General features: G+C 51.5%; 12 protein-coding genes. 5 read left to right on the top strand and 7 right to left on the bottom strand.

Going from position 1 to position 12,616, the window contains the following annotated elements; all coding sequences use genetic code 11:
• The 7 genes from ispC to rpsB all read right to left on the bottom strand — a co-directional run bounded on the left by ispC (window position 1) and on the right by rpsB (window position 5,868).
• A complete protein-coding gene (gene ispC / locus BM185_RS11985; RefSeq protein ID WP_218149442.1) occupies window positions 1–1,185 on the bottom strand; it encodes a 1-deoxy-D-xylulose-5-phosphate reductoisomerase in 1,185 nt (394 codons plus the stop codon).
• Complete coding sequence (locus tag BM185_RS11980; protein ID WP_091964099.1) at window positions 1,182–1,988, bottom strand: phosphatidate cytidylyltransferase; 807 nt, start codon at window positions 1,986–1,988, stop codon at window positions 1,182–1,184. The genes ispC and BM185_RS11980 overlap by 4 nt, the downstream gene beginning before the upstream one ends.
• Before the next feature lie 6 nt (window positions 1,989–1,994).
• Window positions 1,995–2,747 carry a polyprenyl diphosphate synthase gene (gene uppS / locus BM185_RS11975; RefSeq protein WP_091964096.1) on the bottom strand — a complete coding sequence of 251 codons (753 nt, stop codon included), beginning with the start codon at window positions 2,745–2,747 and terminating at the stop codon, window positions 1,995–1,997.
• Entirely contained in the window at window positions 2,747–3,304 is a 558-nt protein-coding gene (gene frr / locus BM185_RS11970; RefSeq protein ID WP_091964093.1) for a ribosome recycling factor, read from the bottom strand. Before frr ends, uppS begins: the two co-directional genes overlap by 1 nt.
• A 33-nt stretch (window positions 3,305–3,337) precedes the next feature.
• Window positions 3,338–4,078, bottom strand: coding sequence for a UMP kinase (gene pyrH / locus BM185_RS11965; RefSeq protein WP_091964091.1), 741 nt, complete (start codon window positions 4,076–4,078; stop codon window positions 3,338–3,340).
• 114 nt (window positions 4,079–4,192) lie between these two features.
• Complete coding sequence (gene tsf, locus BM185_RS11960; RefSeq protein WP_091964088.1) at window positions 4,193–5,065, bottom strand: translation elongation factor Ts; 873 nt, start codon at window positions 5,063–5,065, stop codon at window positions 4,193–4,195.
• A gap of 71 nt (window positions 5,066–5,136) precedes the next feature.
• Window positions 5,137–5,868: a 30S ribosomal protein S2 gene (rpsB, locus tag BM185_RS11955; protein ID WP_091964085.1), complete on the bottom strand. Its 732-nt coding sequence runs from the start codon at window positions 5,866–5,868 to the stop codon at window positions 5,137–5,139.
• Between the two features lie 299 nt (window positions 5,869–6,167).
• On the opposite strand from rpsB, the gene map reads away from it, so the two are divergent.
• From map to dapD, 5 genes are all read left to right on the top strand, one after another.
• A complete protein-coding gene (gene map / locus BM185_RS11950; protein WP_091964081.1) occupies window positions 6,168–6,947 on the top strand; it encodes a type I methionyl aminopeptidase in 780 nt (259 codons plus the stop codon).
• Window positions 6,948–6,967: 20 nt separating this feature from the next.
• A complete protein-coding gene (locus BM185_RS11945; RefSeq protein WP_091964078.1) occupies window positions 6,968–9,664 on the top strand; it encodes a [protein-PII] uridylyltransferase in 2,697 nt (898 codons plus the stop codon).
• 21 nt (window positions 9,665–9,685) lie between these two features.
• On the top strand, window positions 9,686–10,885 hold the full coding sequence (gene dapC, locus BM185_RS11940; RefSeq protein ID WP_091964076.1) for a succinyldiaminopimelate transaminase: 1,200 nt from the start codon (window positions 9,686–9,688) through the stop codon (window positions 10,883–10,885).
• A gap of 180 nt (window positions 10,886–11,065) precedes the next feature.
• Window positions 11,066–11,482, top strand: coding sequence for an ArsC family reductase (locus tag BM185_RS11935; RefSeq protein WP_245751758.1), 417 nt, complete (start codon window positions 11,066–11,068; stop codon window positions 11,480–11,482).
• Window positions 11,483–11,522: 40 nt separating this feature from the next.
• Window positions 11,523–12,560 carry a 2,3,4,5-tetrahydropyridine-2,6-dicarboxylate N-succinyltransferase gene (dapD, locus tag BM185_RS11930; protein WP_091964073.1) on the top strand — a complete coding sequence of 346 codons (1,038 nt, stop codon included), beginning with the start codon at window positions 11,523–11,525 and terminating at the stop codon, window positions 12,558–12,560.
• Window positions 12,561–12,616: the final 56 nt, after the last annotated feature.

Raw genomic sequence — 12,616 nt, 5'->3', positions numbered from 1 at the left:
TTAGGGTTTGCTAAATCGGGTCAGGCAGCGTCCAGCCACGTCTCGGGCATGACGATCTTCTGACAACAAAATATCCAGATTGTTTGCAGGCTGGATGTTGGTTAACTGAAGGACCTCTTCAATCAGCTCAGGAATTTGATTGAAGGCCAGTCTTTTTTGCAAAAAGGCTTCAACAGCAACTTCATTGGCGGCATTGAGAGTGGCCGCTGCCGTTCCTCCAGAAATGAAAGCCTGGCGAGCCAGATTCAGGCAGGGAAAAGCTTGCTCATCCGGTTGCTCAAAATGCAGTGCACCGGCAGTCATCAGATCCAAAGGGGCCACACCAGCGTCGATGCGTTCAGGCCAGGCAAGCGCATGAGCTATAGGCGTGCGCATGTCAGGATTACCGAGTTGTGCAAGAACAGATCCATCCCGGTAGCTGACCAGAGAGTGAATGATGCTTTGTGGATGAACAACTACTTCAATCGAGGCCGGTTGAAGGTTAAACAGCCAGCAGGCTTCGATTAACTCCAAGCCTTTATTCATCAGAGTGGCTGAATCCACAGAAATTTTCTGGCCCATAGACCAGTTGGGGTGCGCCACTGCCTGTGCTGGCGTAACACCTGCCAGATCACTTAATGACCAGCCACGAAAGGGGCCACCAGATGCTGTTAACAGGAGTTTTTCAATACCCTGGTCAGCCAGGGGCTGCTTACCAAAGTGGTCGGGCAAGCATTGAAAAATAGCATTGTGTTCTGAATCAACAGGCAGCAGGGTTGCTTGATGTTTGCGAACGGCATCCATAAATAGAGCACCAGCAACAACCAGAGCTTCCTTATTAGCTAACAGAATTCGTTTACCGGCTTCAACTGCGGCCAGGGTTGGCAGAAGGCCCGCTGCTCCGACAATGGCAGCAACCACGACCTGGACGGCTTCATGGCTGGCAATAGTTGCCAAGCCCTCTTCACCTTCCAGAACCTCGGTAGCCAGGCCTTGATCAGCCAGGCGTTGACGAAAGCTGGCTGCTGACTCTTGGGGAACGACCGCATAACTGGGTTGGAATTGACAGCAGATATTAAACAGCTGATCCAGTCGTCGATAGCCGGAAACGGCAAAAAGCTGGTAACGGTCCGCATTGCGGGCCAGAACATCCAGGGTGGATTCACCAATGGAGCCTGTTGCGCCCAGCAAGGAGACCTGAATCACAGCGAGCCCCCGGCGATATATAGCAAGCAAAAAGCAAAGACAGGAACAGCGGAGGTCAGGCTGTCAATTCGATCCATAAAACCGCCATGACCGGGCAATAGATTGCTGGAATCCTTCATGCCAGCTTCCCGTTTAACCAGGCTTTCGGTGAGGTCGCCCACTACGGAGACACCGGTAATCACTAAGGTAATCAGCAACAGGGTCAGTGAGTTTGCCGGTGACAAATCCAGATAAAAGGAAGCGCCTAGGCTCAGTAGTGTGGTGCCAACCAAGCCGCCAGCAACGCCTTCCCAGGACTTGCCTGGGCTGACTGCTGGTGCCAGCTTGTGTTTGCCAAAAGCACGACCGGCAAAATAAGCAAAAATATCAGCAACCCAGGCGATCAGTAGCACATAGAGAAGCCAAAAGCTGCCTGTATCCCGCAGCAGTACGAAGCCAGACCAGGCCGGGATAAGCACAAAAATGCCCATAATTGCCCGGCGGGCAGGGCAGCGCCACCAACTGACGGTTTTGGGGTAGGTCATCACCAGGGTCAGGGCAAAAACCCAAAAGAAGACACCTGCCCAGAGCATTTGCTGCAGCAGGTGAGGTTGGCCCCAGGCGCCCCAGAGGGCGAGGCCGATACCCAGCGGGTAAAGATAGTGGCCAGGACGGGGCAGGCCGGAAAGCCGTGCCCATTCCCAGGCGGCAACACAAATAACGGCACCGGTAAACAAGGCAAAGGCGAAGCCTTCCAACCCAAAAAGACCCCAGAGGGCGAGAGGGGCCAGGATAATGGCGGTAATCAAACGCTGTTTGAGCATGGGGGGTTATTCCTCTGCTGGCTGCTCTTCACGACCCCCAAAACGCCTTTGGCGCTGGGAAAATTCTTGTAGGGTGGCAAAAAAGGCATCCTGGCGAAAGTCTGGCCAGAACTCTTTGGCAAAGACCAGTTCAGCATAAGCCAGTTGCCAGAGCAAAAAATTACTGATGCGCTGCTCGCCACTGGTTCTAATACAGAGGTCAGGGTCAGGCAGTTCAGCAAGGCTCAGTTCTGCTTGGATATGTTCTTCGCTCAAATCTTCTGCTTGTAGTTGGCCTTGAGCAACAGTCTGGGCCAGTTTGCGCGTGGCCTGGAGGAGATCCCAGCGGCCACCATAATTGGCAGCAACAACCAGGGTCATGCGCTTGTTAGCGGCTGTTCTTGCTTCAGCCCTTGCCATCAACTGCTGAAGCTGTCTACTGAAAGCGGAGCGGTCACCAATGATTTTTAGGCGAACTTCATACTTGTTCAGACGCCTGATTTCTTTTTTTAGTACCCATTGGAAGAGCTCCATCAAATGGGTGACTTCATCCTCAGGGCGCTTCCAGTTTTCACTGGAAAAAGCAAAAAGCGTCAGGGCTTCAATACCCTGACGCAAGGCAACTTCGATAACAGCACGAACCGACTCGACGCCTGCTCGGTGACCAGCAACACCCGGAAGCTTTCTGGCTTTTGCCCAGCGATTGTTACCATCCATAATGATGGCAACATGTCGCGGCAGCTGTTCTAGCTGTGGATAGGCTTCAGCTGAATTCTTCATCAGATCTGCATCAGGTCTTCTTCCTTGGAAGCCAGTAGCTTGTCAATTTCAGCCGTGTGCTGATCGGTTAGCTTCTGGATCTCGTCTTGAGCGCGACGCTCTTCATCTTCACTGATTTCTTTGTCTTTCAGTAACGCCTTCAGGTGGTTGTTGGCATCACGACGAATATTGCGGACAGCGATGCGGGCATTTTCTGCTTCGCCACGCGCCTGCTTGATATAGCCTTTACGCGTTTCTTCGGTTAGGGCCGGCATGGGTACACGAATATTGCTTCCGGCTGTGCTGGGGTTGAGTCCCAGGTCAGAAGTCATAATGGCTTTTTCAACCACGGGAACCATGGTTTTTTCCCAGGGGATGACGACTAGGGTGCGGTTGTCTTCAACGTTAACATTGGCAACTTGTCCAATAGGAACATCGCTACCATAGTAATCGACCTTGATGGAGTCGAGGATACTGGGGTGAGCACGGCCGGTACGAATCTTGTTGAAAGCGGTTTGCAGGGATTCCAGGCTCTTGTCCATGCGCTCCTGGGTATCTTTCTTGATTTCATTAATCACGGTTTTAGCCTCTTGATTTGCTGACTGAAGAAATTATTGGATGGGGCCCTGGTCAATGAGGGTGCCTTCCTGCCCACCAACCACCAGATTGAGCAGTGCTCCTGGTTTGTTCATATTGAAGACGCGCACTGGCATGCATTGGTCTCTAACCAGACAAATGGCTGTTAGATCCATAACTTCAAGCTTTTGATCCAGGGCGGCATCATAGGTCAGGCGATCATACTTGATGGCATCAGCATGTTTGACGGGATCTTTGTCGTAAACACCGTCAACCTTGGTTGCCTTGACGACAACATCGGCATCAACTTCGATGCCACGAAGGCAGGCCGCTGAATCGGTGGTAAAGAAGGGGTTGCCGGTTCCCGCTGAAAAAATCACTACATCACCTGAAGTCAGGTAGCGGATAGCTGAACGTCTGTCATAGTGCTCAACCACACCACTCATGGGGATGGCTGACATAACCCGGGTGCGAATATTGCTTCTTTCCAGAGCATCCCGCATGGCCAAACCATTCATGACAGTGGCCAGCATACCCATATGATCCCCGGTGACCCTTTCCATACCTGCCGCATTCAGAGCAGCACCCCGGAAGAGGTTGCCGCCACCGATCACCAGGCCAACTTGAACACCGATACCGACTAACTGGCCGATTTCCAATGCCATGCGATCCAGTACCTTGGGGTCAATACCAAAATCCTGTTCACCCATCAGTGCTTCACCACTGAGTTTTAGAAGGATACGCTTGTATTTGGCGTTGCGTTCATTGGTGCCCATGTGAGGTCTCCATAGCAGGAAGGGTTTTCAGGTGTTCAGTTGCACAAAAACGTGCTGGGTAAGCCCAGCACGTTTTTATGGGTTGCGGCCACGACTGCGCAGGCCGCCAGACTCTTACTTGTTGCCAGCAACCTGAGCGGCAACTTCAGCGGCAAAGTCTTCTTCTTTCTTCTCGATGCCTTCGCCCACTTCAAAACGATTGAAGCTGATGACTTCAGCGCCTGCTGCTTTAGCAAACTGGGCAACCGTTTGGTCAGGGTTCTTGATAAAGGCTTGTTCAGTCAGGCTGTTTTCAGCCAGGAACTTCTTAAGACGGCCACCGACCATTTTTTCAGCAATTTCAGCTGGCTTACCGGCCATGTCAGGCTGGGCAAGAATGATGTCTTTTTCTTTGTCCAGATCTTCCTGAGGCATGTCATCAGGACGGCAAACTTTAGGATTAACCGCAGCAACATGCATGGCAACATCTTTAGCCACTTCAGCGTCACCGCCTTTCAGGACAGTCAGTACGCCAATACGGCCACCGTGTACATAGTGACCGACCAGGCCACCGTCGCCGGCTTCTACCAAGCTGGCACGACGTACGGTAATGTTTTCGCCAATTTTTTGAACCAGAGCTTCACGCGCTGCTTCCAGGTCACCGGCAGTCAGTTTGCTAACGTCGGTTTCGCGGGTTGCCAGCAGCTGGTCAGCAACCTGGTTTACAAAACCGAGGAAGTTGTCATCACGAGCAACAAAGTCGGTTTCGGAGTTAACTTCAATCATTACACCGTAGCTGCCATCGGCGGCAACACGGGTGGCAATAGCGCCTTCAGCAGCAACACGGCCGGCTTTCTTGGCGGCTTTCAAGCCAGAAGATTTACGCAGGTTTTCAATGGCCTGGTCGATATCGCCGTCAGCTTCTTGCAGTGCTTTTTTGCACTCCATCATGGCTAGGCCGGTACGTTCACGCAGTTCTTTTACCTGGGAGGCAGTAATCGTTGCCATAATAATAGGACCCCTTGGAAACTTGTAGAGAAGCCCGTTGCAAGGATGGATAGCAACGGGCCTGGAAAGACTTACTCGGCAGCTGGTTCTTCAGCTACTTCAACCAGTTCTTCGTCAGTGGCCGCTTCTTTAGCTTTGCCACAGGCAGCAGCAATGGCACCAACGTAGAGCTTGACGGCACGGATGGCATCATCGTTGCCAGGAATGACAAAGTCTACGCCATCAGGATCGGAGTTGGTATCAACAACGCCAATAACAGGAATGCCTAGCTTGTTGGCTTCATTAATGGCCAAACGCTCGTGATCAACATCAACGACGAACAGAGCATCAGGCAGGCCGCCCATGTTTTTGATGCCGCCGATAGAGCGCTCGAGTTTTTCCATTTCGCGCTGGTTCATCAGCACTTCTTTCTTGGTCAGCTTGTCAAAGGTACCGTCTTGCTGCTGGGTTTCCAGGTCACGCAGGCGGCGAATAGACTGACGAATGGTTTTGTAGTTGGTCAACATGCCGCCCAACCAGCGGTGGTTGACATAAGGCATGCCTACCTTGTCAGCTTCTTCGCGGATGGTTTTGGCAGCAGCACGCTTGGTGCCAACAAATAGAATTTTGTTTTTGCCGGAAGCCAGTTTTTCAACAAAGGTAATGGCTTCGTTCAGGGCAGGAACGGTTTTTTCGAGGTTGATGATGTGGATCTTGTTGCGAGCACCAAAGATGTACTTGCCCATCTTGGGGTTCCAGTAACGGGTCTGGTGACCAAAGTGGGCGCCAGCTTGCAGCAGATCACGCATGGATACTTGTGCCATGAAATTTACTCCGAAATTGTACGGGTTAGGCCTCCATACACCCCAGACATCAACCCTTTCCCTGATTCAGGAAGCGGGCACCCAGATGACTGTGCCGGTATATGTGTGACGTTTTTTTCCCTAAGTGGGAGGTTCAATGCGCAAATAACCCTTGAGAGTGAAGGGGTGGGTGGGTTTGCCTTCGGCTGACCCTTGCCGTATCCTTCGGGGGTTAATTTGAGCGCGCACTTTATAGCATAGTCCTGCGTCTACATAAAGCCCGCATTTGTTTGTTGCTTGTATTTATCAAGAGTTTTGTGATGATGATCACCATTAAAACCCCTGACGAAATTGAAAAAATGCGTGTTGCCGGGCGCCTGGCAGCCGAAGTTTTGGAAATGTTGGAAGAGCATGTTAAACCCGGCGTCACCACAGGTGAGCTGGATCGCATTTGTCATGCCTATATTACTGAGAAGCAAGGGGCTATTCCTGCGCCCTTGAATTACCATGGTTTTCCCAAGTCAATCTGCACCTCAGTCAACCATGTGATTTGTCATGGTATTCCAGATGACAACAAGAAGTTGAAGAAAGGCGATATCATCAATATTGATATTACCGTCATCAAAGATGGCTACCATGGTGACACCAGCAAAATGTTTTATGTGGGTGAGCCCACGATTATGGCAAAGCGTTTGGTCGAATTTACTCAAAAGAGCCTCTACGCTTCCATTGCCCTGGTTAAACCCGGTGCTCGCCTGTCAGAAATTGGCCAATGCATTCAAAAGATGGCTGAAAAAGAACGCTTTTCAGTGGTTCAGGAATACTGTGGGCATGGCATCGGCAAGGTCTTTCACGAAGATCCCCAGGTGCTTCACTATGATGGCTACAACGAAAAGACGGATGTTGAGCTGCAGCCGGGTATGTGTTTCACCATAGAACCGATGATCAATGCAGGCAAGCGTCACTGCAAATTGATGAAAGACGGTTGGACGGTGGTGACCAAGGATCACAGCCTGTCAGCCCAGTGGGAGCATACCCTTCTGGTAACTGAGACAGGGGTTGAGGTTTTGACACGTCGTAATGAAGAAGATTTTGCTTAGGCAATAGGGGGCAGGGGAGCATGAGCGTTAATTATGAATTCAGGCCCAAGCCGACACTCTTTGACTTTGCCAAGCTGGAGGAGCAGCTAACGGCCAAGACAGCGCCCCCCATTCCTCTATTTAAAAAAGCCCTGGGCTTGATAAACCAGCGTCTGGATCAGGCTTTCTACGATGGTGCAGATATTCGCGACCTGGTTTATGGTCGGGCCTGGGCAATGGATCAGCTACTTGCCATCGTCTGGCGGCAGTTTGCCTGGCCCGATGACCGCATTGCTCTGATCGCCGTGGGCGGTTATGGCCGAGGTGAACTCCACCCCAAATCCGACATCGACTTGCTGATTCTGCTCAAAGATGATGATGACACTCCCTACCGAGAGCCTCTGTCAGATTTTATTACCCTGCTTTGGGACCTCAAGCTGGATGTCGGGCATAGCGTACGCTCACTGAATGACTGTGAACGTGAAGCTAGGGCTGACATTACAGTTGTCACCAACCTGCTTGAAAACCGCACCCTGGTTGGCAGTGATGGCCTGCGCCAAGAGATGGTGCAGCGTTTAAGCACCGAATGCATGTGGCCTTCAGCAAAGTTTTTTGAAGCCAAGTGGCAAGAGCAGATTGCCCGGCATTACAAATTCAACAATAGCGAATATAGCCTGGAGCCGAATATCAAAAGCTCTCCGGGCGGCCTGCGCGATATCCAGATGATCGGCTGGGTAGCCAAGCGCCATTTTAATGCCCATTCACTTGAAGACCTGTTGAATGAAGGTTTTCTGACGGAAACAGAAATGCGCATTCTGGAGCAGGGTCAGTGTTTTCTCTGGCAGGTGCGCTACGCTCTGCACGTTTTGGCTGGCCGTCCGGAAGACCGACTGCTGTTTGATTACCAGCGACAGCTGGCTGTGCTCTTTGGCTATCTGGATAGTGAAAATCGCTTGGCGATCGAACAATTCATGAAGCGCTATTTCCGAGTCGTCACCACCCTAACAGAACTCAATGATGTGCTCTTGCAGCATTTTGAAGAAGCACTGCTGCAAAAAGATGAAGAAGTCAGTCTGGAACCACTCAACAAGCGCTTTCATATTCGCAATGGATTGATCGAGCACCTGGGCGATAATGTCTTTGAACGCCATCCTTTTGCGCTCATAGAAATTTTTCTGTTGATGGCTGAAAATCCCTCTATTAAAGGTGTTCGGGCTTCAACCATTCGTGCCCTGCGCGATCATCGTCATCTGGTAGATGAGTCCTTTCGACGAGACTTGGGTGCCCGCAGCCTGTTTATGGAACTGCTCCGTTCTTCCGGTGATGTCGCGCTGCAGCTCACCCGCATGAGTCGTTATGGCCTGCTGGGTCGTTATCTGCCTGAATTTGGTCATGCGGTGGGCCTAACCCAGTATGATTTATTTCATGTCTACACAGTGGATGCCCATACGCTGCGCCTGTTGCGTTTTCTGCAAAGCTTTCGGGATGCCAGCAATGGTAAAGACTACCCTTTGGCGACCCGCCTGATTCAGCAGCTACCCAAATTGGAAGTGATTTGGCTGGCGGGGCTTTATCATGATCTTGGTAAGGGCCGCGGTGGTGATCACTCGGAACTGGGTGCTGAAGATGCCAGGGATTTTTGTGAGCGCCATCAATTGTCGAAAAGAGATACTCACCTGGTGAGCTGGCTGGTCGAAAATCACCTGTTGATGTCTATGACCGCACAAAAACAGGATATATCTGATCCTGACGTGATTAGCCACTTTGCTGAACAGGTCAGTGATCAGGTGCGCCTGGATTATTTGTATGTCTTGACCGTTGCTGATATCAATGCCACCAACCCCAGTCTTTGGAATGGTTGGCGAGCGGCGTTGCTGAACCAACTCTATACCGAAACTCATCGCGCCTTCCGCCGTGGCTTGGAAAACCCCATCGACCCCACGGAAAGAGTCCTGGAAACCCAGGAAGAAGCCATGACGCTCTTGCGCAGTCTGGACGTGAATGAGCAGCGGGTGCGTGAACTCTGGAAAACCCTGGATGATGAATACTTCCTCCAGGATGCCCCCAGCGAAGTGGCCTGGCATACTCAGGGAATTTTGGAACAGCAGGAACCAGGTCAGCCCTTGGTTCTGGTTGCGGCTCCGGCAACGGACATGAGTGAAGGGGGCACCAAGGTATTTATTCATACCCGAGATGCCGCCTTTGGTTTCGCCGCTACGGCAGCTATCATGGATCGTTTGGGCCTTTCTATCCATGATGCCCGTATTTCGACCAGCCGCCAGGGCTTTACCTTGAACACTCTGATTGTCCTAGAGCAGGATGGAGAGGTGCCACGCAGCCCTGAACGCTTGGAAGAGATACGCCTGGAATTAATCAAGGAGCTAAACAGCCCGGAAGATTTTCCAGCCTTGGTCCAACACCATACACCTCGGCAGCTGAAACACTTCAACCTGGCCACTCAGGTTTATATCAGTAATGATCCCAGCAACCTAAGAACCCTGGTTGAAGTCATTACCCCCGACCGCCCTGGCCTCCTGGCCCGCATTGGCCGAATTTTTGTGGAATTTGACCTCTGGCTACAAAACGCCAAAATTGCCACCCTGGGTGAGCGGGTAGAGGATGTCTTTTTTATCACTCACCAGGATGGAACACCGCTGTCTGATCCTGAACTCTGTCATCGCCTCCAAGCTCGGTTGTGTGAAGAGCTGGATCGCCAGGCACGTCAACCCGGTTATTGAACCCTTTTGCGGAGATCTTCTGTGAATCCCGATCTGGATAAATTACACCCCTATCCATTTGAAAAACTGGCTCAGCTTACGGCGGGAATTCAGCCACCGGCTGATTTGAAACGCATTGCTTTTACCATTGGTGAACCCCAACACCCGGCTCCTGAGCTGGTGCTGACTGCGCTAAGACATTCGCTGGAAGGTGTCAGTAAATACCCGGCAACCAAGGGTGATCTGACTCTACGCCAAGCCATTGCAGACTGGTGCCTCAGGCGCTTTCAGCTGGGCTCCCAGCCGCTGGACCCTGAAACCCAGGTCTTGCCGGTTAATGGCACCCGTGAAGCCCTTTTTGCCATCGTGCAGACCCTGGTTGATGCGACCCGCCCCGCCAAGGTGGTGATGCCCAACCCTTTTTATCAGATTTATGAGGGTGCGGCCCTGCTTGCCGGTGGTCAGCCCCATTACTTAAACTGCACAGCTGAAAATGGCTTTCAGCCAGACTTTGCCCAAGTACCTGAAGCGGTGTGGCAAGAAACACAATTAGTATTTATCTGCTCACCAGGTAATCCCACGGGGGCTTTGCTGCCCGTTGCCCAGCAAAAGCTTCTCTTAGAACTGGCAGATAAATATGATTTTATTATCTGTGCTGATGAGTGCTATTCAGAAATCTATTTTGATGAAAGCCAGCCACCCCATGGGCTTTTGCAGGTTTGTGCCGAAAGTGGACGTCAGGATTACAAGCGCTGCCTAGTGTTTCACTCCCTGTCCAAACGTTCCAACTTGCCGGGGCTACGTTCCGGGTTTGTGGCCGGTGATGCCGAGCTTTTGAAAAGCTTTCTGCGCTACCGGACCTATCACGGCTGTGCCATGCCGCCCCATCACCAAACCGCTTCCATTGTTGCCTGGAAGGATGAGGAACACGTTCAAGCCAATCGTGACCTCTACCGGGCGAAGTTTGATGCCGTGCTGGAAATTCTTGAGCCGGTCATGGAAGTTCAGCGCCCGGATGCTGGTTTTTACCTCTGGCCTAAAACCCCGATTGATGATGAAACCTTCACCCGGCGATTGCTGGAAAAGGAAAACCTGGCCGTTCTGGCTGGGCGTTATCTGTCGCGGGAAGTGGATGGCGTGAATCCGGCTGAAAATCGCATTCGCATTGCGCTGGTGGCAGAGCTGGAGGAATGCATTGAAGGGGCCAAAAGGTTAAGGCGATTTATCGAGGCAGGCTGTTAAAAGCCATCGCTTGCGAGCAAGCTCCTCCAGGAGTTCACTCTGTGGACGATAAGATGTAAAAAATCGCTCATGGAATGAGCTCCCACAGGGTTTATCGATATCCGTGCAGGCGGTGTGGGGTAACTTTTGTCAGGCTGTTTACAACAGGATGTTGTAGTCAGAGCTTACAGGGATGTATTCATGCGTCCTGACAAATGCTTAGCCCGCACCAATCTAGCCAAGTTTTTAGTAGGAAAAAAGGTTAAAATGCTGACTCTTTACGGAATACCTAATTGCAACACCATGAAAAAAGCCCGTACCTGGTTGGATGCTAATCAGCTGGAGTACACCTTTCATGACTATAAAAAAGCAGGAATTGACCAGGCAACTTTACAAGGTTGGGTTAGCCGCTTGGGCTGGGAACCGCTGGTCAATCGCAGGGGGACCACTTGGCGCAAGCTGCCAGAAGAACAGCGTGAAGCCATTAACCAGGACCTGGCCCTGCAATTGATGCAGGATAATCCCAGTCTGATCAAGCGCCCGGTTTTAGAGACCGGTAATCAGCTTCTGGTCGGCTTTGATACAGATGAGTGGCAACAACAGCTACTTGGACTCTGATCACTGATTTCATTTCCAATACTTTAATGAGGAAGGCTAGATGAGCAATAAACTTTTTGCCTGTGGTATAGGCGTTGGCACCCAAAATACCCAGGGTGAGTGGTTGGAAGTTTACTATCCACAGCCACTGGTTAATCCAGATCCAGAGGTGGTTCAGGCGCTAGTTGAAGCAACGGGTTATGAAGGCGGCAACCAGCCTCTGTCTGTTCCTGCTGATCGACTGGACCAGCTGTCTGAAGCTTTGGATGCAGCCCATCGTTTGGACTTGGCTGTCATTGCCCAACAGCTCAAACGCAGTCATCGCCCTATCGTGGTGACTCTGCTGGAAGAGGATAAAGATCCTGCCAGCCTGCCCGAGGTGTATCTTAAGCTTCACCTGCTGTCACACCGTTTGGTTAAGCCGCACGATGTCAATTTGACTGGTGCTTTTGGTCTGTTGAAAAATGTTGCCTGGACCAGTGACGGTGCCATTGATCTGGAAGAGCTAACCCAGCGCCAGCTGCAGGCGCGTATGGAAGGCAAGATACTGACCGTGGAAAGTGTCGATAAATTCCCACGCATGTGTGATTACGTGGTCCCTCAAGGGGTGCGAATTGCTGATACTTCACGTGTACGCCTGGGTGCTTATCTGGGTGAGGGCACTACTGTTATGCATGAAGGTTTTGTTAACTTTAATGCCGGTACGGAAGGCCCCAACATGATCGAAGGCCGCATTAGTGCGGGTGTCTTTGTCGGTGCTGGTTCTGACTTGGGCGGTGGCTGTTCGACCATGGGTACTCTGTCAGGTGGTGGTAATATCATCATTTCAGTGGGTGAAAAGTGCTTGATCGGTGCCAATGCCGGTATCGGTATTCCTTTGGGTAACCGTTGTACGGTAGAGGCAGGCCTCTACATCACTGCGGGCACCAAGATTACTCTGCTGGATGACAAGGGTGCTGAAGTCAGTGTGGTTGCTGGACGTGCTCTGGCCAACCAGGACGACCTGCTTTTCCGCCGCAATTCAATCTCCGGTCGTGTTGAGTGTTTGGCCAATCGTTCAGCTGTCGAGTTGAATGAAGCCCTACACGCCAACAACTAACTCTGAATAGCCAGGTTGAAGCTTCAGCCTGGCTATTTATTCGTTGATCTCCCTTG

Origin of the sequence: Marinospirillum celere (assembly GCF_900112235.1) — a bacterium.
In the GTDB taxonomy this organism is placed as follows: Bacteria; Pseudomonadota; Gammaproteobacteria; order Pseudomonadales; family Halomonadaceae; genus Marinospirillum; species Marinospirillum celere.
Note: the sequence above shows the minus strand (reverse complement) of the source record. Positions and strands in the feature narration are given on the sequence as shown.

Bases quoted from the DNA above. Each gene is read 5' to 3' on its own strand.
- map (WP_091964081.1), top strand. From the start codon at position 6,168: ATGATGATCACCATTAAAACCCCTGACGAAATTGAAAAAATGCGTGTT.
- dapD (WP_091964073.1), top strand. From the start codon at position 11,523: ATGAGCAATAAACTTTTTGCCTGTGGTATAGGCGTTGGCACCCAAAAT.
- rpsB (WP_091964085.1), bottom strand. From the start codon at position 5,868: ATGGCACAAGTATCCATGCGTGATCTGCTGCAAGCTGGCGCCCACTTT.
- BM185_RS11980 (WP_091964099.1), bottom strand. From the start codon at position 1,988: ATGCTCAAACAGCGTTTGATTACCGCCATTATCCTGGCCCCTCTCGCC.
- BM185_RS11945 (WP_091964078.1), top strand. From the start codon at position 6,968: ATGAGCGTTAATTATGAATTCAGGCCCAAGCCGACACTCTTTGACTTT.
- tsf (WP_091964088.1), bottom strand. From the start codon at position 5,065: ATGGCAACGATTACTGCCTCCCAGGTAAAAGAACTGCGTGAACGTACC.
- uppS (WP_091964096.1), bottom strand. From the start codon at position 2,747: ATGAAGAATTCAGCTGAAGCCTATCCACAGCTAGAACAGCTGCCGCGA.
- BM185_RS11935 (WP_245751758.1), top strand. From the start codon at position 11,066: ATGCGTCCTGACAAATGCTTAGCCCGCACCAATCTAGCCAAGTTTTTA.
- pyrH (WP_091964091.1), bottom strand. From the start codon at position 4,078: ATGGGCACCAATGAACGCAACGCCAAATACAAGCGTATCCTTCTAAAA.